General features: G+C 72.2%; 20 protein-coding genes. 16 read left to right on the plus strand and 4 right to left on the minus strand.

Features of this window, described 5'->3' with window-relative positions; translation table 11 throughout:
- Positions 1 to 124: 124 nt before the first annotated feature.
- From CLT72_RS24310 to CLT72_RS24325, 4 genes are all read left to right on the plus strand, one after another.
- On the plus strand, positions 125 to 709 hold the full coding sequence (locus CLT72_RS24310) for a helix-turn-helix domain-containing protein (RefSeq protein WP_101413749.1): 585 nt from the start codon (positions 125 to 127) through the stop codon (positions 707 to 709).
- A 39-nt stretch (positions 710 to 748) separates the two neighbouring features.
- Positions 749 to 2,038: an MFS transporter gene (locus CLT72_RS24315; protein ID WP_101413750.1), complete on the plus strand. Its 1,290-nt coding sequence runs from the start codon at positions 749 to 751 to the stop codon at positions 2,036 to 2,038.
- An 87-nt stretch (positions 2,039 to 2,125) separates the two neighbouring features.
- Positions 2,126 to 2,836 carry a DUF3800 domain-containing protein gene (locus CLT72_RS24320; protein ID WP_101413751.1) on the plus strand — a complete coding sequence of 237 codons (711 nt, stop codon included), beginning with the start codon at positions 2,126 to 2,128 and terminating at the stop codon, positions 2,834 to 2,836.
- Positions 2,837 to 3,119: 283 nt separating this feature from the next.
- Complete coding sequence (locus tag CLT72_RS24325) at positions 3,120 to 3,971, plus strand: menaquinone biosynthetic enzyme MqnA/MqnD family protein (protein WP_101413752.1); 852 nt, start codon at positions 3,120 to 3,122, stop codon at positions 3,969 to 3,971.
- Between the two features lie 30 nt (positions 3,972 to 4,001).
- On the opposite strand, the gene CLT72_RS24330 is transcribed toward CLT72_RS24325, so the two are convergent.
- The gene (locus tag CLT72_RS24330; RefSeq protein WP_101413753.1) at positions 4,002 to 4,943 is read right to left on the minus strand and encodes a serine hydrolase; all 942 of its coding nucleotides are present in this window, start codon (positions 4,941 to 4,943) and stop codon (positions 4,002 to 4,004) included.
- Positions 4,943 to 5,920 (minus strand): hypothetical protein, encoded by a 978-nt coding sequence (locus CLT72_RS24335; RefSeq protein WP_101413754.1) that lies wholly within the window; start codon positions 5,918 to 5,920, stop codon positions 4,943 to 4,945. The genes CLT72_RS24330 and CLT72_RS24335 overlap by 1 nt, the downstream gene beginning before the upstream one ends.
- 359 nt (positions 5,921 to 6,279) lie before the next feature.
- Here CLT72_RS24335 and paaA point away from each other — a divergent pair, with 359 nt between their 5' ends.
- From paaA to paaE, 5 genes are read left to right on the plus strand one after another with little or no spacing between them, the layout of a single operon-like run.
- Positions 6,280 to 7,347 (plus strand): 1,2-phenylacetyl-CoA epoxidase subunit PaaA, encoded by a 1,068-nt coding sequence (paaA, locus tag CLT72_RS24340; RefSeq protein WP_101413755.1) that lies wholly within the window; start codon positions 6,280 to 6,282, stop codon positions 7,345 to 7,347.
- The gene (gene paaB, locus CLT72_RS24345) at positions 7,344 to 7,664 is read left to right on the plus strand and encodes a 1,2-phenylacetyl-CoA epoxidase subunit PaaB (protein ID WP_101413756.1); all 321 of its coding nucleotides are present in this window, start codon (positions 7,344 to 7,346) and stop codon (positions 7,662 to 7,664) included. Before paaA ends, paaB begins: the two co-directional genes overlap by 4 nt.
- A complete protein-coding gene (gene paaC, locus CLT72_RS24350) occupies positions 7,661 to 8,386 on the plus strand; it encodes a 1,2-phenylacetyl-CoA epoxidase subunit PaaC (RefSeq protein WP_101413757.1) in 726 nt (241 codons plus the stop codon). The genes paaB and paaC overlap by 4 nt, the downstream gene beginning before the upstream one ends.
- Positions 8,387 to 8,396: 10 nt before the next feature.
- Positions 8,397 to 8,873 (plus strand): 1,2-phenylacetyl-CoA epoxidase subunit PaaD, encoded by a 477-nt coding sequence (gene paaD / locus CLT72_RS24355; RefSeq protein WP_101413758.1) that lies wholly within the window; start codon positions 8,397 to 8,399, stop codon positions 8,871 to 8,873.
- Positions 8,870 to 9,979: a 1,2-phenylacetyl-CoA epoxidase subunit PaaE gene (gene paaE / locus CLT72_RS24360; protein ID WP_101413759.1), complete on the plus strand. Its 1,110-nt coding sequence runs from the start codon at positions 8,870 to 8,872 to the stop codon at positions 9,977 to 9,979. The genes paaD and paaE overlap by 4 nt, the downstream gene beginning before the upstream one ends.
- Positions 9,980 to 10,066: 87 nt before the next feature.
- On the opposite strand, the gene CLT72_RS24365 is transcribed toward paaE, so the two are convergent.
- The gene (locus tag CLT72_RS24365) at positions 10,067 to 10,831 is read right to left on the minus strand and encodes a peptidoglycan recognition protein family protein (RefSeq protein ID WP_350820968.1); all 765 of its coding nucleotides are present in this window, start codon (positions 10,829 to 10,831) and stop codon (positions 10,067 to 10,069) included.
- On the minus strand, positions 10,831 to 11,001 hold the full coding sequence (locus tag CLT72_RS32400; protein ID WP_199184635.1) for a hypothetical protein: 171 nt from the start codon (positions 10,999 to 11,001) through the stop codon (positions 10,831 to 10,833). Before CLT72_RS32400 ends, CLT72_RS24365 begins: the two co-directional genes overlap by 1 nt.
- Before the next feature lie 127 nt (positions 11,002 to 11,128).
- Between CLT72_RS32400 and mqnC the strand changes: the two genes are divergently transcribed.
- The 7 genes from mqnC (at position 11,129) to CLT72_RS24400 (ending at position 18,440) form a co-directional block, all read left to right on the plus strand.
- Positions 11,129 to 12,319, plus strand: a complete 1,191-nt coding sequence (gene mqnC, locus CLT72_RS24370) for a cyclic dehypoxanthinyl futalosine synthase (protein WP_101413760.1) — start codon at positions 11,129 to 11,131, stop codon at positions 12,317 to 12,319.
- 343 nt (positions 12,320 to 12,662) lie between these two features.
- Complete coding sequence (locus tag CLT72_RS24375) at positions 12,663 to 13,868, plus strand: LPXTG cell wall anchor domain-containing protein (RefSeq protein WP_101413761.1); 1,206 nt, start codon at positions 12,663 to 12,665, stop codon at positions 13,866 to 13,868.
- Between the two features lie 218 nt (positions 13,869 to 14,086).
- Positions 14,087 to 15,334 (plus strand): cell wall anchor protein, encoded by a 1,248-nt coding sequence (locus CLT72_RS24380; protein WP_101413762.1) that lies wholly within the window; start codon positions 14,087 to 14,089, stop codon positions 15,332 to 15,334.
- 115 nt (positions 15,335 to 15,449) lie between these two features.
- A complete protein-coding gene (locus CLT72_RS24385; RefSeq protein WP_101413763.1) occupies positions 15,450 to 16,160 on the plus strand; it encodes a demethylmenaquinone methyltransferase in 711 nt (236 codons plus the stop codon).
- A gap of 65 nt (positions 16,161 to 16,225) precedes the next feature.
- Positions 16,226 to 16,456 carry a hypothetical protein gene (locus CLT72_RS24390; protein ID WP_101415363.1) on the plus strand — a complete coding sequence of 77 codons (231 nt, stop codon included), beginning with the start codon at positions 16,226 to 16,228 and terminating at the stop codon, positions 16,454 to 16,456.
- Between the two features lie 149 nt (positions 16,457 to 16,605).
- Positions 16,606 to 17,883 carry a geranylgeranyl reductase family protein gene (locus CLT72_RS24395; protein ID WP_101413764.1) on the plus strand — a complete coding sequence of 426 codons (1,278 nt, stop codon included), beginning with the start codon at positions 16,606 to 16,608 and terminating at the stop codon, positions 17,881 to 17,883.
- Positions 17,884 to 18,074: 191 nt separating this feature from the next.
- Positions 18,075 to 18,440 carry an NADH-quinone oxidoreductase subunit A gene (locus CLT72_RS24400; RefSeq protein ID WP_089002434.1) on the plus strand — a complete coding sequence of 122 codons (366 nt, stop codon included), beginning with the start codon at positions 18,075 to 18,077 and terminating at the stop codon, positions 18,438 to 18,440.
- Positions 18,441 to 18,442: the final 2 nt, after the last annotated feature.

Consider the following 18,442-nt stretch of genomic DNA (forward strand, 5'->3'; position numbering starts at 1 on the left):
GGATTTCGACCGTGGCGCCGCCGGGCCGCCCCGGTGGGACCCACGCCGCGTTCGCCCGCCGCTGGACCTCGGTGCCGGTCGACCGGCGACCCACGGCGGGCGGGCGACCAGGAATCATGGACACATGACGGAGGCGCGTCCCGAACAGCGTCGGATCACGATCAGCGACCCGCAGGTGATGCGGGCGCTGGCCCATCCGGCCCGAATCGCGATCATGGAACACCTGGGCGTGGTGGAGGGCGGCGCGACCGCCACCGAGTGTGCGGAGGTGGCCGGGCTGTCGCCGAGCGCGACCAGCTACCACCTCCGGGCGCTGGCCAAGTCGGGCCTGGTGGAGCAGGCGCCGAGCCGGGGGGACGCGCGCGAGCGGCTGTGGCGCACGGTCGGCCGGACCCTGATGGTCGACGCGGGACAGTCCGCCGGCCCGGAGGCGCGCGCGGCCGAGCAGGCGCTGGTGGAGGCGCACGCGGCCCGGGACATGGAGCGGACCCGGGACTGGCTGCGCCGCGCCGGCGACGAGCCCGCCGAGTGGTACGACGTCGCGCTGTTCAGCGACACGCTGCTGCTGCTCACCGCCGACGAGCTGGCCGGGCTGAACGAGGCGGTCAGCGCGTTGTTCGAGCCGTACCGGCAGCGGAACCGGCAGGCGGATCCGCCTGCCGGGGCGCGCACGGTGGCGGTGCAGTACCGGGCGGTGCCGCTGGCGTAGGGGGTTGCTTCGATCGTTGTGAAGGATTATTTTCGAAGTATGTCCTTCACAACTGACGGGTCGCGCTGGTCGGACGTCTGGCTCGCCGCCACCGCGCGCGGCACCTCGATGTGCGGTGACTTCCTCGCCGCCACCGCCCTGGCGCTCGCCCTCCAGTCCGCCGGCGCCAGCGGCATCGCCGTGTCCGGACTGCTGTTGGCGGCCACCCTGCCGCTGGTGGTGCTCGCCCCGCTCACCGGGCGCCTCGTCGACCGGGTGGACAGCCGGAAGCTGCTGGTCACCGCCGGCCTGGGGCAGGCCGCCGTCTGCGCGCTGCTCGCCTTCGCCACCCACCCGGCCCTGATCATCGGGCTCGTCGCGCTGCTCGCCTGCGGGCTGGCCGTGACCCACCCCTGCCTGGCGGCGCTGCTGCCGGCGATGGTGCGCCCCGCCGACCTGCCCCGGGCGAGCGCGATCAGCCAGACGGCCAGCAGTCTGGGCGCGCTCGGCGGCCCCGTCCTCGCCGGGCTGCTGGTCGGGCAGTTCGGCGCGCGCGTACCCCTGCTCATCGACGCCGGGAGCTACCTCGCCCTGGTGGCCGCGGGCCTGCTGCTGCGGACCCGCAGGGGCGGCCGGCCGGCCACGGCCGCACCCGCGTCCGGGACGGAACGGGCCCCGGCGTGGCGGCTGCGCGGCGACCCGCTGCTGCTGGCCGTCGTCGTCAGCACGGCCGCCGTCATCACCGCCGTCGGCGGCATCAACGTGGTCGAGGTCTTCTTCATCCGCGAGACCCTCGACGGCTCGCCCACGGTGTACGGGCTGGTCGGTGCCGCCTGGATGGCGGGGATGCTGCCCGGCAGCTGGCTCTGCGCCCGGCTGGCCCACCGGCTCACCGACGACGGCGCCCTGGTGTACGGGGTGCTGGCGACGCTCGGCGGCATCTGCCTCATGGTGCTGGTCGCCGCCGCCGTGCCCACGGCCGCGCTGCTGGTCCCGCTCTGGCTGGTCGCGGGCGCGGCGAACGGCGGGGAGAACGTCTTCGCCAACCTGCTCACCGCCCGGCGGGTGCCGGAGGCGTCACGCGGCCGGGCGTACGCCCTCTACGGCGCGGCCGTGCAGGGCGGCTCGATGGGGGGCTACCTGATCGGGGGCGCCCTGCTGGCGTTGCTGTCGCCGCGACCCCTGATCGCGGCGGCCGGCGCGGTCGGCCTGCTGGTCGTGGTGGCGTTCGTGCCGGCCGTCGCCCGGACCGTCCGACGGGTCCGGGCGGCCGGCGCCCCCGGTGAGCCAGCCGGCCAGGCAGTGCGACAGGGAGCGGCGGTCTCACCGGGCCTCCCGACCCGCCCGTAGTCTCCGAGGCCAGTCGGCGACACGCCGACAACACGGTTGGCTGATTCGATGCTCACTTAACGTAACTTCCCGTCGTATTCTCACCCGGTGCTGCTCACCTACGTGGACGAGTCGTTCACCGCCCGCACCTACTGGATCGGTGCGCTGCTGGTGCCCGACGCGACCGCGATGCCGCTGAGCGAGGCCCTCGACCAGGTCGTGACCGGCGCGGCGAAGTCCTACGGCCTGCCGGTCGACGCCGAATTGCACGGCTACGACATCTTCCACGGTCGCAGGGGGTGGAAGGGCATCCCGCCCCGAGCGCGGATCGCGGTCTACCGGGCAGCGATGGCGGCTGTCGGCGCCCACGATGTGGCGATCATCCTGCGCGGGGTGAGGCGTGCCCAACTGGCAAAGCGGTACGCCGACTCCGCTCGGCCCGCGCACGAGGTTGTGCTGTCGCACGTGCTCGAGCGGGTCGACGGGTACGCGGCCTCCCGGGGCGAGTACGCGCTGGTCATCGCGGACGAGGTGCACGACCAGGCCACTCACCGGGCAGACCTGAGCCGGTACCGAGTGTCGGGCACCGGTGGGTACAGGTCACGGAAGCTCACCAAGATCGTCGACACCCTGCACTTCGCCCCGTCGCACGCCAGCAGGTTGGTACAGGCTGTGGACCTGGTGACGTTCCTGTTCCAGCGGCTCGACCTACCCGGTACCGATGCGCGGGCGGCGGCCGTGAACGAGCAGTTGTGGGGGCTGGTCGCGCCCCGCTGCTACCACTCCTGGTGCTGGGATCCGATGGCCACGCAGTCCTGACCCGGATGCACGAGAGGCCCGCGTGAGCGGGCCTCAAGGCGGGCGCGGGAGCCTCGGAGGGCATCCTGCGACGCCCAGGCTAGCAGCAGCTCGTGCGGTACGCACAGCGAACACGCAGGGTGGCGCGACTGACAGGTCGGCTCCCCGTTACCGGCGAGTCGGTGGGCCGACGGGCGAGTCGACGTCGCGAGGCGCGCCGTCGTGCGGAGCGGCGGATGCGGGTTTGGCCACTCCCACCCCCGCCCGCTGAGCCCTCGATCGGCGGCGGGGATACGGTCGGGGCATGGCTGAGCACGTCGCACGCCCCCGGGTCGGACACATCCAGTTCCTGAACTGCCTGCCGATCTACTGGGGGCTGATGCGCTCCGGCGCGCTGATCGACGTCGACCTGCACAAGGACTCGCCGGACCGGCTCAGCGCCGCGCTGGTCGCCGGCGACCTGGACATCGGCCCGATCTCCCACGTGGAGTACCTGCGCCACGCCGACGAGCTGCTGCTCCTGCCCGACCTGGCGGTCGGCAGCGACGGCCCGGTGCTGTCCGTCAACATCGTCTCCACCCGCCCGCTGGCCGAGCTCGGCCACGGCAAGGTGGCGCTGGGCTCGACCTCGCGTACCGGCGTGCTGCTGGCCCAGCTGCTGCTCGGCGAGCGGTACGGGGTCAACCCCGAGTACTTCCGCTGCCCGCCCGACCTGACGCAGATGCTGCTGGAGGCCGACGCCGGGGTGCTGATCGGCGACGTGGCGTTGCGCGCCCTCTACGAGGCGCCGAAGCGCGGGCTGGAGGTCACCGACCTCGGGCAGGCGTGGCGGGAGTGGACGGGCCTGCCGATGGTCTTCGCCGTCTGGGCCGTACGCCGCGACTTCGCCGCCGCCCACCCCGGCCTCGTCAAGGAGGTGCACGAGGCGTTCCTGCGCTCCCGGGACCTCTGCCTGGCGGAGCTGGACCAGGTGGCCGAGGCGGCCGCCCGCTGGGAGCCCTTCGACGCGGCGACGCTGGCGACGTACTTCCGGGCGCTGGACTTCTCCCTCGGGGAGCGCCAGGTGGCCGGCCTGCGCGAGTTCGCCCGCCGCGCCGCCGCCGTCGGCGCTGCCCCGCCCCTGCCCGCCGCCGGTCCCGCCTTCTTCATGGGCTGAGCCCTTCGACCGGACCGACGGGGGCCGGGTCTAGGTGGTGGGGCGCAGGAGGGCTTCGGTGATCTTCTGGCAGTTCTTCATGCCGTACTCGTAGCCCTTGCCGATCGGGTAGCGGACCATCACGCCCATCGCCCAGGTGTCGCCGATGGCGAGGCAGTTGATGTGCATCTCCTGCTCGCGCGTACGGTCGATCCAGCCGTTCTTGATGGCGATGGTCTTGCGCTCCGCGGCCGGGAACGCCTTGCGGATGCCGAAGTCACCGCTGCCCCGGACGAGTCGCATCTCGCCGATCAGCCACTTGGTCCACTTCGGCCCGGCGGCGCGGCCGTCGGCGATGCAGGCGCCCATCCGGGCGGTGTCCCGGGGGGAGAGGGCGGTACGGCTCCAGCCGCCGTCGGCGGCGACCTTGCTGTCGGTCAGCTCGCACAGGGAGATCAGCCGCTTGATCGAGGCGGACCGGCCGACCGTGTTGTAGAACTGCTCGGCCCGGGTGTTGTCGCTGTCCCGGATGATCTTCGTGGCGTCGGCGAGCTTGGCGGCGCTCGGGGTCTGGCCGGCGTCGTCGGCGCGGCGCAGGTAGTCGGCGACGATCCAGGCCTTGATCAGCGACGCGGTGGTGCTGGTCTCGTCCATGTTGTCCGAGCCGATGATCTCGCCGCTGCGGCGGTCGAGGACGCTCCAGGAGTACCAGCCCTCGATGTCCAGGTCGAGGTCCTTCGCCTCGAACGGCAGCGGTTCCGGGGCGGGGCTCGGCGTCGGTGACGGCCGCGAGCTGCGGTCGCTGGGAGCCGTCGTGGCGCGCTCGGCGGAGCCGGCGGGGGTGCCCCACTTCGCGGCGGCGGTGGACTCGAACGGCGAGCCCGGCAACAACCGGAGCGAGACGAGCACCAGGCCGATGAGGACCACCGCGACGACGATCAGCTTGCCGGGGGAGGCGTCGGCCGACCCGGAGGCCCGACGCTGCCGCGCCATCAGAGCTTCCCGACGGGCTGCGGCACCTTGAGGGCGGCGCCCGGCTGCGGGGTCACGAGCTGGCTGGCGACCGAGGCGCAGACCTGCGCGCCGTAGTTGAGGCCGCTCTTCTGCGGGTAGCGGAGCATCACCGCGAGGCTCCACCTGTCGGTCACCGCGAGGCAGCTGACATGCCAGTTGCCGTCGTAGTTGAGGGGCGTCCAGCCGTTCTTGATACTCACCGGGCCCTGGGCCTTGATCTCGGCGGGCAGGCCGTCGATGATGCCCCACTTGCCGCCGCCGGACTTGGCGCTCTGGCTCTTCACGCTGCCGCGCACCTTGGACATCTCGTCCAGCACCCAACTGGTCCATTTCGGTCCTGCGGCCTTGCCGTCGGCGATGCAGTCGCCGAGCCGGACAGCGTCCTGGGGGGACATTCTGGTGAAGCTCCAGTAGCCCTCGTACCCTGCCACGTTGCCGCGCTTGGTGTCGGTCAGGCCGCAGATGCTGATCGCCCGCTTGATCACCGGATTCGGTTGGCCGTCCGGCGACTTCCGGTAGGACCCGCCCGCGGCGTAGTAGACGGCGTTCGCAGCGTCGTCGTTGCTGTCCCGGATGGCGAGGCTGGCCTGCCGCTTCAACGCCGCCGAAGGTTCTTTGTCGCCGAGTTGGCGCAGATAGTCCGCGACGATCCATGCCTTGATCATCGACTCGGTGGAGCTGGTCGAGGCCAGGTTCTTCGACCCGGAGATCTCGCCGGTCTCCCGGTCCATCAGGGCCCACGAGAAGAACTCGCCCTTGAAGTCCACCGCCACCGGGCCGGCGGCCAGGGTCGGCGGCGCGGGCGGGACCGGCGCGGGCGCCGCGACGCTTCCGCCACCGCTTCCGCCGCTCGCGGCGTCGTCGCCGGCGAGTCGGGCGTACGCGGCCGGGACGAGCAGGCCACCACCGAGGAGGACCGCCACGACGGCGAGCACCAGGGTCACGCGGGATCGCATGAGTGGATGAGCTCCAGATGTCAGGGCCGGGGGGACCGGCTGGTTGTCGGACGGATCGGCGGCTCGCCGAGGCGGGGGATGCGCCCTCCGTGTTTCTCGGGCGATCGTCGGCAGCCGATCGGTGTGACGGGGGAAGTCTACGTGCGGATCGGCGCGGCGCCAGAACCTGACACCTGGCAACTTGCCAAGTAGGCGGGATATCGAGCCGCTATGTGGCTGTTGGGAGGATTCACCTTTCCAAAGTGACTCAAGTCATAGTTTGACCGGCTACCGGGCGTCGTCGGGTCGTGCCGAAAGTGTCTCCGGAAACCTGTTACACCCTCTGGTGTCCCGAGAGGCGAGCTGTAACACTTGACCCCATGTATGGCAACGACTTCTCCGCCGAGGGCGCACCCGGCGGCGGCCTGCTCGGCGAGGTCGAGGCAGCGGAGGCGGCCCTGCGGGAGGCCGCCGCACGTGGCCGCCGGGGCGGCGCCCCCGGCCCGGACGAGGACCTCGAGGCGTACTTCGCCGAGGTCATCGACGCCGACCAGAAGATCGAGCCGCGCGACTGGATGCCCGAGGCGTACCGCAAGACGCTGATCCGGCAGATCGCGCAGCACGCGCACTCCGAGATCATCGGCATGCAGCCGGAGGGCAACTGGATCAGCCGCGCCCCCTCGCTCAAGCGCAAGGCGATCCTGCTGGCCAAGGTCCAGGACGAGGCCGGGCACGGCCTCTACCTCTACGCCGCCGCCGAGACCCTCGGGATCAGCCGGGACGAGCTGGTCGAGCTGCTGCTCAACGGCCGGCAGAAGTACAGCTCGATCTTCAACTACCCCACGCTGACCTGGGCCGACGTGGGCGCGATCGGCTGGCTGGTGGACGGCGCCGCCATCGTCAACCAGGTCCCGCTCTGCCGCTGCTCCTACGGGCCGTACGCGCGGGCGATGATCCGGGTCTGCAAGGAGGAGTCGTTCCACCAGCGGCAGGGCTACGAGATCCTGCACACCCTCGCGCACGGCACGCCCGAGCAGAAGGCGATGGCGCAGGACGCCCTCGACCGCTGGTGGTACCCGTCGCTGGCGATGTTCGGCCCGCCGGACACCGACTCCACCCACTCGGCGCAGTCCATGGCCTGGAAGATCAAGCGCTTCTCCAACGACGAGCTGCGCCAGCGCTTCGTGGACATGTGCGTGCAGCAGGCGGAGATCCTCGGCCTGACGATCCCGGATCCCGACCTGCGCTGGAACGAGTCCCGGCAGTCGTACGACTTCACCCAGCCCGACTACGACGAGCTGATGCGGGTGATCAAGGGCAACGGCCCGTGCAACCGGGAGCGGATGGAGCACCGGCGCCGCGCCCACGACGACGGCGCGTGGGTGCGGGAGGCCGCCGCGGCGTACGCCGCCAAGCGGGTGGAGCAGAAGGAGAAGGTAGCGGCGTGAGCGAGCGTAGCGAGCGGACGGAGCAGCGCGGCGTGAGCGCCCCTTCGCCCCTGTGGGAGGTCTTCGTGCGGGCGCGGCGCGGGTTGTCGCACACCCACGTCGGCAGCCTGCACGCCCCCGACGCCGAGCTGGCCCTGCGCAACGCGCGGGACCTCTACACCCGCCGCCAGGAGGGCGTCTCCATCTGGGTGGTGCCGGCGGGCGCGATCACCGCGTCCAGCCCCGACGAGAAGGACGCCTTCTTCGACCCGGCGGCCGACAAGGTCTACCGGCATCCCACCTTCTACGACGTGCCGGACGGGGTGGCCCACCTGTGAACGGCCCCTTCGACTTCGCCCTCGCGCTCGGCGACGACGCGCTCGTCGCGGCGCAGCGGCTGGCCGAGTGGACCACCCGCGCGCCGGAGATGGAGGAGGACATCGCGCTGGCCAACATCGCCCTCGACCAGCTCGGCGCGGCCCGGCTCCTGCTGTCGTACGCGGGCGAGGTGGAGGGCGCCGGCCGGGACGAGGACGCGCTGGCGTTCCTCCGCGACGACCGCGAGTTCCGCAACTGCCTGCTGGTGGAGCTGCCCAACGGCGACTTCGCGGTCACCATGGCGAAGCTGCTCTTCCTCGCGGCCTACCAGCTCCCCCTCTACACCGCGCTGGCCGGGTGCGCCGACGAGCGGCTGGCCGCGATCGGGGCCAAGGCCCGCAAGGAGTCGGCCTACCACCTCGACCACGCGTCGACGTGGGTACGGCGGCTCGGTGACGGCACCGAGGAGTCGCACCGGCGCATGCAGGCGGCGGTCGACCAGGTCTGGCCGTACGTCCACGAGCTGTTCGCCTCCGACCCGGCTGCGCCGGTCGACCCGGCCACCCTGCGGGCCGACTTCGACGCCCGGGTCGCGGTCGTGCTCGACGAGGCCACGCTGACCCGGCCGGAGTCCGGCTGGGCGCCGGCCGGCGGGCGGGACGGCGTGCACACCGAGCACCTGTCATACCTGCTCGCGGAGATGCAGGTGCTGCACCGCGCCCACCCCGGGGCCCGCTGGTGAGGGGCTACCGGTGACAGATCCCAGGGAGGCCGTGGCGGCGGTGGTGGATCCGGAGATCCGGGTCGTCACCATCGACGACCTCGGCATCCTGCGGGCGGTCGACGAGGACCCGGCGTCGGGCCGGGTGGTCGTGACCATCACCCCCACCTACACCGGCTGCCCGGCGATGGACGTGATCCGCGCCGACATCCGGCGGGCGCTGGCCGCCGTCGGCCGCCCCGACGCCGACGTGCGGACGGTCTACAGCCCGGCGTGGAGCACCGACTGGATCTCCGACGCCGGGCGGGCCAAGCTCGCCGCCGCCGGCATCGCACCACCGGCGCCCGCGCGCGCCGACAACGTGGTCCCGCTGACCCTCGCCGTCCGCTGCCCGCGCTGCGGTTCGCCCGAGACCGAGCAGGTCAGCCGCTTCGGCTCGACCGCGTGCAAGGCGCTCTGGCGCTGCCGTTCCTGCCGTGAACCCTTCGACCACCTGAAGGCGCTGTGACTGTCACGATCACCCGCCCGGTCCGTCGCCGGCCGGTCTTCCACCCGCTGTCCGTCGCCGCCGTCGACCGGCTCACCGACGACGCCGTGGCGGTCACCTTCGCCGTGCCGGAGGAGCTGCGCGAGACGTTCGCGTTCTCCGCCGGCCAGCACCTCACCGTGCGGCGCAGCACGGACGCCGGCGAGGACGTGCGGCGGTCGTACTCCATCTGCTCCACGCCCGACGACCTGGCCCGGCACGGCCGGCTGCGGATCGGCGTGCGGGAGATCCCGGGTGGGGCCTTCTCCGCGTACGCCTGCGGCGCGCTGCGCGGCGGCGACACGGTCGAGGTGCTCCCGCCGCTCGGGCACTTCACCACGGCCTTCGCGCCGGAGCGGGCCCGCCACTACGGCGCGGTGGTCGCGGGCTCGGGCATCACCCCCGTGCTCGCGCTGGTCGCGACGGCGCTCGCCGTCGAGCCGGCCAGCACTTTCACCCTGGTGTACGGCAACCGCACGGCGAACACGGTGATGTTCGCCGAGGAGTTGGCCGACCTGAAGGACCGGTGGCCGACCCGGCTGCACCTGGTGCACGTGCTCTCCCGGGAACAGGGCGAGTCGCCGCTGCTCTCCGGCCGGATCGACGCCGACCGGCTGGGCCGGTTGCTGGACACCGTCGTGCCCGGCGACGCCGTCGACGAGTGGTTCCTCTGCGGCCCGTACGACATGGTGGTGGAGGCCCGGGAGGTGCTCGCCGCGCGCGGCGTGGCGGAGTCGGCGGTGCACACGGAGCTGTTCCACGTCGCCGAGGCCCCGGCCCCGCCGCGACGCCCGGCCGACGAGCCGGGGGGTGGCGCCGAGGTGACCATCCTGCTGGACGGCCGGTCGTCGCGCTTCACGATGCGGCGCGACGAGCGGGTGCTGGACGCGGCGCTGAAGGTGCGCGGCGAGCTGCCCTACGCCTGCAAGGGCGGGGTCTGCTCGACCTGCAAGGCCAAGGTGGTCGACGGCGCGGTGACGATGGCCCGCAACTACGCGCTGGAGCCGGACGAGGTGGCCGCGGGCTACGTGCTCACCTGCCAGTCCAGCCCGACGACCGACCGGCTCACGGTGGACTACGACGCCTGACCGGTCCGTCCGCCGCTCGGCGGGCGCAGCCGGGTCGGCGGGGCGGCGCAGGCACCGCGTCGCACCCGCCGACCCCCTTGCGTGGGGTCAGCTCGGGGCCTTGACCTGGCCGTCGTAGGCGATGCTGCGCCACAGGTCGAACTGGCGGTCGTTGCCGACCAGCGGGTTGCCGGCCAGTGCGACGGCGGCGTGCACCTCCTCGTCGTTGCGGAGCTGGCGGAAGTAGCCGGGGCCGACGAGGGCGATGCCGCGGCCGGGTGACTGGATGAGCTTCATGTCGTTCTCCGTGAGGTCGAGGGGTGGGTTGCCGGCGAGCTGGCGGGCCACGTCGGCACGCATCGAGTCCAGGTCGATGAACGACGGGTCGATCTTGCCGCTGGTGCTGGTCTCCCGGTGCCCCCGGGCGTGGCTGGCGTCGCGGCCGAGCCGGCGCAGCACGGCGGCGGTGGCGAGCACCGAGGCGCTGTACTGGGCGCCGGTCATGGCCTGGTTGACGCCGTTGTAGTCGATCTCCCAGCCGACCATCAGCGTGTTGCCGTCGCCGGCCGGGATGGGGCCGCTGCCGCGACTCACGCCGGCGTGGTTGGCCCGCCCGCCGGAGATGACGTGGAAGACGCCGTGGTAGTCGACGAGGGCCTGGCAGAGCGGTCCGGGCAGGTCGGAGCGGCCGTTGATGCAGATGTTCAGCGCGGGGTGCGGGTTGCCGGCGCTGGAGGTGGCCGCCGTGTGGTGCCAGAGCACGCCGATGGGGGCGAACGAGCTGCCGGAGACCCGGCCGAGCCAGTTGCCGTGCTCCACCACGGTGACGCCGGCGGCGCGGAGCACGTCGGCGAGCCAGGGGATGGTCGCCATCAGGCCGCCGTCAGGTCGGCGAGGCACTCCGGCGCCCGGGCCGTGGTGGCCGCGCGTGCCGGTCGGCCCGCCGTGGCGACGGCGAGAGCGGCGGCCCCGAGCGGTACGAGGCCGAGCAGCGCCCGGCGACGTAGGGGTGGAGGTGCGGGCGAAGGCGCGGGAAAGATCATCCATCGATGCTAGTTGATCGATGCGGCGAGGGTAAGTCCCTCGGGCCGCCGCCCCGGCGGAGCCTGTGGCGTGGCCGACAGGAGTCCGGCGGGGCGGCCCCGGGGCGGAGCGACGTAGGCTCGGGGGGTGAGTGTGAGCCGGGAGATCGACGACATCCTGCAGCGTGGCGCGGACGGCGGGCGGATCACGCCCGAGGAGGCCTTGCTGCTCTACACCGAGGCGCCGTTGCACGCCCTGGGCGAGGCCGCCGACGCGGTGCGCCGACGCCGCTACCCGGACAACGTCGTCACGTACCTGATCGACCGCAACATCAACTACACCAACGTCTGCGTGACGGCGTGCAAGTTCTGCGCGTTCTACCGGGCCCCGAAGCACCGGGAGGGCTGGACCCACCCGACCGAGGAGATCCTGCGCCGCTGCGGCGAGGCGGTCGAGCTGGGCGCCACCCAGGTCATGCTCCAGGGCGGGCACCACCCGGACTACGGCGTGGAGTACTACGAGGAGCTGTTCTCCTCGGTCAAGAAGGCCTACCCGCAGCTCGCCATCCACTCGATCGGCCCCAGCGAGATCCTGCACATGGCCAAGGTCTCCGGTGTCAGCCTCGACGAGGCCATCGCCCGGATCAAGGCGGCCGGGCTGGACTCGATCGCCGGCGCCGGCGCCGAGATGCTGCCCGCCCGCCCGCGCAAGGCCATCGCGCCGCTGAAGGAGTCGGGCGAGCGCTGGCTGGAGGTCATGGAGCTGGCGCACCGGCAGGGCGTCGAGTCGACCGCGACCATGATGATGGGCACCGGCGAGACCGCCGCCGAGCGGATCGAGCACCTGCGGATGATCCGCGACGTGCAGGACCGCACGAAGGGCTTCCGGGCGTTCATCCCGTGGACGTACCAGCCGGAGAACAACCACCTCAAGGGCCGCACGCAGGCGACCACGCTGGAGTACCTGCGGCTGGTCGCGGTGGCCCGGCTCTTCTTCGAGACGGTGCCGCACCTGCAGGCGTCCTGGTTGACCACCGGCAAGGACGTCGGGCAGCTCGCCCTGCACATGGGCGTGGACGACCTCGGCTCGATCATGCTGGAGGAGAACGTGATCTCCTCCGCCGGCGCGCGGCACCGCTCCAACCTGCACGAGCTGATCGGCATGATCCGCTCGGCGGACCGGATCCCCGCCCAGCGCGACACCCTCTACAACCGGCTGGCCGTGCACCACACCCCGGCCGACGACCCGACCGACGAGCGGGTGGTCTCGCACTTCTCCTCGATCGCCATGCCGGGCGGCGGTGCCGGGAAGTCCCTGCCGCTGGTCGACGCCCGCTGACGCGTTCACCCGCACGACCCCGGCACCCCACCGTCGTCCCCGGCGGTGGGGTGCCGTCGTGCGCGGGCCCTGCGTGGAGCGCGGCCGTACGGAGAGTGATCGTCGGCGGCCTCGCCGGCTGGCCGATCGGGTGAATCCCCGTGAGCCGTTGATCTCGATTGGGTTGCCGTTCGGAGTCGGCCGCGAGGTGGCCTGGGCAGCAAGACATATGAATCCGGGCATTCCTTAAGTGATTCTTAGCCCGGCTGTTCAACGCGCCCGACCTTGGGGTGGCGAGCGTGATCGCTTACCGCTAACGTCCCCGGCCGTACCTTTCCTTCACCCCAACGGGGGGACCCTTTCCATGATCTTCCGTAACCGTTCGCTGGCGCGTATCGGCGCCGGCGCGCTGCTCGCCTCCGGCGCCTTGACCGCTCTCGGTAGCCCGGCCCAGGCCTCGGGCACGGAGACGGACCTCGCGATCGAGGTGGCCGGCACGCGGGTCGCCGCCAACGCGCAGGGCAAGTTCGCCTACGCCAAGGTGACCAACACCGGCAAGAACACCCCGAGCGAGCTGGCCGTGCGGGTGGACGTGTCCAAGGTCGACTTCGACAAGGTCGCCGCCGTGCCGGCCGTCGAGGACGGCTGCGACGTGGAACTCGCCGGGGAGAAGCCGACCGCGTTCATCTGCTACGCGACGGAGAAGGGCCTGCCGGGCCCGGGTGAGACCACGGACCTGCCGGTCGTCCTGTTCAAGTTCGAGGGCACCGGCACCTACCAGGCGCCCCTCTCCTTCAAGCTCGTCTCGAAGGACGACACCAACGCGGCGAACAACTCCAAGACCGCCACGCTGGACTTCTCGGACGCCAGCGGGCCGGACCTCTCGGTCGTCGCCGAGGACGTCAAGCAGGGCGTGAAGATCGTCGACGGGAACCCGGTCTACTCCGGCGACCTGCACGCGGGCGGCCGTTCTGCGCTGACCTACTTCATCACGAACCAGGGTGACAAGGCCGCTGCCGGTCTCAAGATCAGTGTCAAGCTGCCCAAGGGCGTCACCCCGACGGAGGTGGAGCCCGGCTGCGAGTACTCGGCCGACAAGTCCACCTTCACCTGCACCTACGCCAACTTCGGGCTGATCCCGCAGGACGAGGACACCAACGCCGAGGACAAGCTCTACTCGGCCTACGGGTTCTACCACCTGTTCGACGTGGCGGCGGACGTGAAGCCGGGCGCCCTCAAGGGCGGTCTGGTCAGCGTCGAGCCGGTCGGCTCCGAGCCCACCCGGGCGCGGGCGGCCGCGGTCACCCTGCCGGAGAACGTCACCGGCCTGCAGGCCTCCGACGTGGACGCCACCGACAACTCCGACGGCTACGCCGTGATCGTCGCGGCCAAGGGTGGCGCGGGCGGCGGCGGTGACGACGACGGCGGCCTGCCGGTCACCGGCGCGCAGACCACGCTCATCGGCGGCATCGGCGGCGCGGTGCTGGTCGCGGGCGCGGCCATGTTCATGGTGGCGCGGCGGCGCCGGGTCGTCCTGGTGACCCCGGGCGACGAGAAGCCGACGGCCTGACGGTCGTCCTCCATCGACCCGCGAGGGTCGTTCACATAACGCACGGCAGCGGGGGCGGGATGGGTGACCATCCCGCCCCCACTGTGCGTCGGGCCGTCCGTCCGGATCGGCCGGACGGACGAAACACGTTCTCCCTGCTGGCGCGCCGCATCGACCTCCGATAGCGTCCGCCCGGGTTCCGCAACCATCCGTTTCTTCCCTAACCCCCCGGGGGACCGATGACCCTGTTCCATCGCTCGGCCCTGGCCCGCGCCGGTGCCGTGGCACTTCTCGCGGCGGGCGGCCTGACCGCCGTCGCCGTTCCCGCCCAGGCCGCCGACGGGCCGGACCTGGCCGTGATCCCGATCAGCACCCAGCTCGCGAAGGGTGTCGACGCGGCCCGGAGCAAGCCGTTCAAGTTCACCGTCACCAACGCCGGCACGGCCACGGCGGAGGACGTCTCGTACCGCGTGAACACCCAGCAGCTCAAGGACAAGCGCGTCGGCTTCCTGGTGCCCGAGGGTTGCCGCGCCATCGAGAGCCACCTCTACCAGTGCTCCCTCGGCGACCTGCCCGCCGGCACCAGCAAGGACTTCGGCGTTCCGCTGTTCAGCAAGGGCGGCCGGGGCGACGGCGGCAAGCTGGTCGTCCACGTCGTCACCGCGACGCCCGGGGGCAAGGTCCGCGACAAGGTCGTCGTGCCGGTCACCGTGACGAAGCCCGGCTACGACCTCACCGCCTGGGTGCAGGACGTCCAGGCGGGCGTCGTGGTCAACGGCGCGGTGGCCGACGAGCCGGACCTCAGGCCGGTGCGCCGGGGCGAGACCGTGCCGTTGGACTGGGCGGTCTACAACGACGGCAGCCGGCCCGCCACCGGCGTCTTCTACGGCATCACCCTCCCGTCCGGTGTGAGCTTCGTGACGGTGCCGCCGGGCTGCGTCCAGCAGGTGTTCCTCGGCAGGGAGCAGGCGTTCTGCGAGGACGCCGGCGCGGTCGTCCGCCGGGGGCAGTACTACACCGCCGACGTGACGGTGAAGGTGGGCGACGACGTGACCGAGCCGGTGCTGCGCGAGGGCGACCTCTTCGCGTACGGGCTGGACGCCGCCGAGGGCGAGCCGGAGCAGGAGCCGCGGGCGGCCGACCAGGCGCAGCGCAAGGCCTTCTCCGAGATCGACATGGGCGACAACCACACGATCTTCGAGGCCTTCGTCGACCTGTCCGCGCAGCCGAGCCCGACCCCGACGCCGACCCCGACGGTGGCGCCCACGGCCACCCCGACCGGCGTACCCACGGCGGGCCCGACCACCACCCCCGGCAACGGTGGCGGTGGCGGTGGCGACGGCGGACTGCCGGTGACCGGCGTGCAGGCGGGGCTGATCGGCGGCATCGGCGCGGCCGTGCTGCTGGCCGGCGGCGCGCTGCTGCTGCTCTCCCGGCGGCGCAGGGTCGTCCTGGTGGCGCCCGGCGACGAGAAGTCGACCGACTGACGTACGGCGACACGGGGGCGGGGTGGGCGACCACCCCGCCCCCGTGGCGTGTCCGGGTGGTGGGTGCGGCCGACCCACCGGCCGCCCGCGCGGGCCGGACTGGCAGAGTGGAGGGGTGAGCCGTACCCCGCAGGGCCAGCGCGCCAGCCTGGACAAGCAGCCGCACGAGGTCGCCGCGATGTTCGACGGCGTGGCGGCTCGCTACGACCTGACCAACACCGTCCTCTCCTTCGGGCAGGACCGGTTCTGGCGGCGGGCAACCCGCGCCGCGCTCGACCTGCGGCCGGGTGAGCGCGTGCTCGACGTGGGCGCCGGCACCGGTGTCTCCACCGAGGAGCTGGCCCAGTCGGGCGCGTACGCGGTGGGCGCCGACCTGTCCCTGGGCATGCTGCGCGTCGGCAAGCGCACCCGCCCCCGGGTGCCGCTGCTGGCCGGGGACGCGTTGAAGCTGCCCTTCGCCGACGCCAGCTTCGACGCGGTGACCATCTCGTTCGCGCTGCGCAACGTGAACGACACCGACGCCGCCCTGCGGGAGTTGGCCCGGGTCACCAGGCCGGGCGGCCGGCTGGTGGTGTGCGAGTTCAGCACCCCGGTGAACCCGGCGTTCCGCACCGTCTACCTGTCGTACCTGATGCGTTCGCTGCCGAGCGTGGCGCGTGCCGTCTCCAGCAACCCCGACGCGTACGTCTACCTGGCCGAGTCGATCCGGGCGTGGCCCGACCAGCCGGCCCTGGCCGCGCGGATCGGCGCGGCGGGTTGGGGCAGGGTGGCCTGGCGCAACCTGACCGGCGGGATCGCGGCGCTGCACCGCGCGGTCCGCGAATAGGTAGATCCGACCGAATTTCCGCAAGTATCCCTTTTTGCTCCACTTTGTTCCGTAAGCTCGCCCCCATGACGGGACGACACCAGGCGGTCGGCGCGGAGGCCACCGACGACGACGCGGCCGAACTCATCGCCCAGCTCAAGGAGCTGGCCGGCGCGGATCCCGCCGACGTCCGTCAGGTGGTGGTCGAGGTGCTGGCGGCCCTGGACCGCGCGGCGGGCGGCGCGCTGCGCGAGCACCTGCCGGAGACGATCCGGCACGACGCCGGCCTGGACCCGGCGACCGCCGCCCGGCGCTGACGCCCCCGCCCGGCACCCCTGCCCCGACCTCGGCGGACGTGTCCCGGGCAAGTTAGGTACCCCTGATCCGGCGTGGTCATGACGTCGGTCATAGACTCCCTCCGTCTGGCTTGTGAAGCATTTCACGAGCATGCGGGAGGAGGCGCGGGATGGCCGCGGTGGAACATGACGCCGACGTGATCGTCGTGGGCGCCGGTCCCGGTGGGTCGGCTACCGCATACCACCTGGCTCGGCACGGCGTGCGGGTGCTGCTGCTGGAGAAGACCGAGTTCCCCCGGGAGAAGGTCTGCGGCGACGGGCTGACCCCGCGCGCGGTGCGGCAGCTCATCCGGATGGGCGTGGACACCTCGCCCGAGGCGGGCTGGCTGCACAACCGCGGACTGCGGGTGATCGGCGGCGGCGTCCGGCTGGAGCTGGACTGGCCCGACCTGGCGAGCTTCCCCAACTACGGCCTGGTGCGCACCCGGCTCGACTTCGACGACCTGCTCGCCCGGCGTGCCGTCGAGGCCGGCACGGAGCTGCGTACCGGCGTGAACGTCACCGGCCCGGTGCTGGGCCCCGACGGCCGGGTGACCGGCGTGGAGGCGGAGGTCGGCCCCGGCAAGGAGCCCGCCACCTTCCACGCGCCGCTGGTCGTCGCCGCCGACGGCGTCTCCGGCCGCTTCCCGCTCGCCCTCGGGCTGGCCAAGCGCGAGGACCGGCCGATCGGCGTCGCCGTCCGGCGCTACTACCGCTCGCCGGCCAAGCACGACGACAACTACCTGGAGTCCTGGCTGGAGCTGCGCAGCAAGGACAGCGGCGACAACCTGCTGCCCGGCTACGGCTGGATCTTCGGGCTGGGCGACGGCCGGGTCAACGTCGGCCTCGGCGTGCTCAACTCGTCGTCCGCGTTCGGCAAGACCAACTACCGTCGGCTGCTCACCGACTGGCTGGCCAACACGCCGGCCGACTGGGGCATGACCGACGAGGCGAACGCGGAGGGCCCGATCCTCGGCGCCGCCCTCCCCATGGGCTTCAACCGGGTGCCGCACTACACCCGGGGCGTGATGCTGGTCGGCGACTCCGGCGGCATGGTCAACCCCTTCAACGGCGAGGGCATCGCGTACGCGATGGAGTCCGGCGAGCTGGCCGCGGAGATCGCCGTGCAGGCGCTCGCGCGCCCTGCCGGCGCGGACCGGGAACGGGCCCTGGCGGCGTACTCGACGGAGCTGAAGGCCCGCTTCGGCGGCTACTACCGGCTCGGCGGCATCTTCGTGAAGCTCATCGGTCGTCCCGAGATCATGCGGATGGCCACGAAGCACGGCATGCCCCACCCGATGCTGATGCGCTTCGTGCTGAAGCTGCTGGCCAACCTGACCGACCCCCGGGACGGGGACGCCATGGACCGCGTCATCAACACGATGACGAGAGTGGCGCCGGCCGTGTAGCGCTCAGTGATCGTGCGAGCCCCCACGGTCGCGAACGAAGGCAGACGCGTGTGACGGCCCCGTCCACGGTCGGCGACGGGCGCGGGCGCGGACATGGGAGATCGACCCCCGCCGACAACCGTCGCGAGGGACGTGAATAGTGTGATTTTTGACAAGGACCAGGGGCAGGGAAGGACGAGCAGGAGAAAACGATGTCGCTCTCGCCTTACGCACCGATCATCGGGCTGTTCGCCCTCGCCACGGGCTTCGCGCTGTTCTCCGTGGCCGCTGCCCGCTTCGCCGGTCCCCGGCGCTACAACAAGGCCAAGCTCGAGGCGTACGAGTGCGGCATCGAGCCCAGCCCGCAGCCGGTCGGCGGCGGCCGGTTCCCGATCAAGTTCTACCTGACGGCGATGCTCTTCATCGTCTTCGACATCGAGATCATCTTCCTCTACCCCTGGGCGGTCTCCTTCGACGCCCTGCCGATCTTCGGCTTCGTGGAGATGGTCCTGTTCATCGTCGCGGTCTTCGTCGCATACGCCTACGTCTGGCGGCGCGGCGGCCTGGACTGGGACTGAGG

Source organism: Micromonospora sp. CNZ309 (assembly GCF_002846525.1).

Coding starts and splice junctions, on each gene's coding strand:
- CLT72_RS24325 (WP_101413752.1), top strand. CDS start 3,120: ATGGCTGAGCACGTCGCACGCCCCCGGGTCGGACACATCCAGTTCCTG.
- paaA (WP_101413755.1), top strand. CDS start 6,280: ATGTATGGCAACGACTTCTCCGCCGAGGGCGCACCCGGCGGCGGCCTG.
- CLT72_RS24400 (WP_089002434.1), top strand. CDS start 18,075: ATGTCGCTCTCGCCTTACGCACCGATCATCGGGCTGTTCGCCCTCGCC.
- CLT72_RS24365 (WP_350820968.1), bottom strand. CDS start 10,831: ATGGCGACCATCCCCTGGCTCGCCGACGTGCTCCGCGCCGCCGGCGTC.
- CLT72_RS24330 (WP_101413753.1), bottom strand. CDS start 4,943: ATGGCGCGGCAGCGTCGGGCCTCCGGGTCGGCCGACGCCTCCCCCGGC.
- CLT72_RS24380 (WP_101413762.1), top strand. CDS start 14,087: ATGACCCTGTTCCATCGCTCGGCCCTGGCCCGCGCCGGTGCCGTGGCA.
- CLT72_RS24390 (WP_101415363.1), top strand. CDS start 16,226: ATGACGGGACGACACCAGGCGGTCGGCGCGGAGGCCACCGACGACGAC.
- CLT72_RS32400 (WP_199184635.1), bottom strand. CDS start 11,001: ATGATCTTTCCCGCGCCTTCGCCCGCACCTCCACCCCTACGTCGCCGG.
- CLT72_RS24375 (WP_101413761.1), top strand. CDS start 12,663: ATGATCTTCCGTAACCGTTCGCTGGCGCGTATCGGCGCCGGCGCGCTG.
- CLT72_RS24335 (WP_101413754.1), bottom strand. CDS start 5,920: ATGCGATCCCGCGTGACCCTGGTGCTCGCCGTCGTGGCGGTCCTCCTC.
- CLT72_RS24395 (WP_101413764.1), top strand. CDS start 16,606: ATGGCCGCGGTGGAACATGACGCCGACGTGATCGTCGTGGGCGCCGGT.
- CLT72_RS24310 (WP_101413749.1), top strand. CDS start 125: ATGACGGAGGCGCGTCCCGAACAGCGTCGGATCACGATCAGCGACCCG.
- CLT72_RS24315 (WP_101413750.1), top strand. CDS start 749: ATGTCCTTCACAACTGACGGGTCGCGCTGGTCGGACGTCTGGCTCGCC.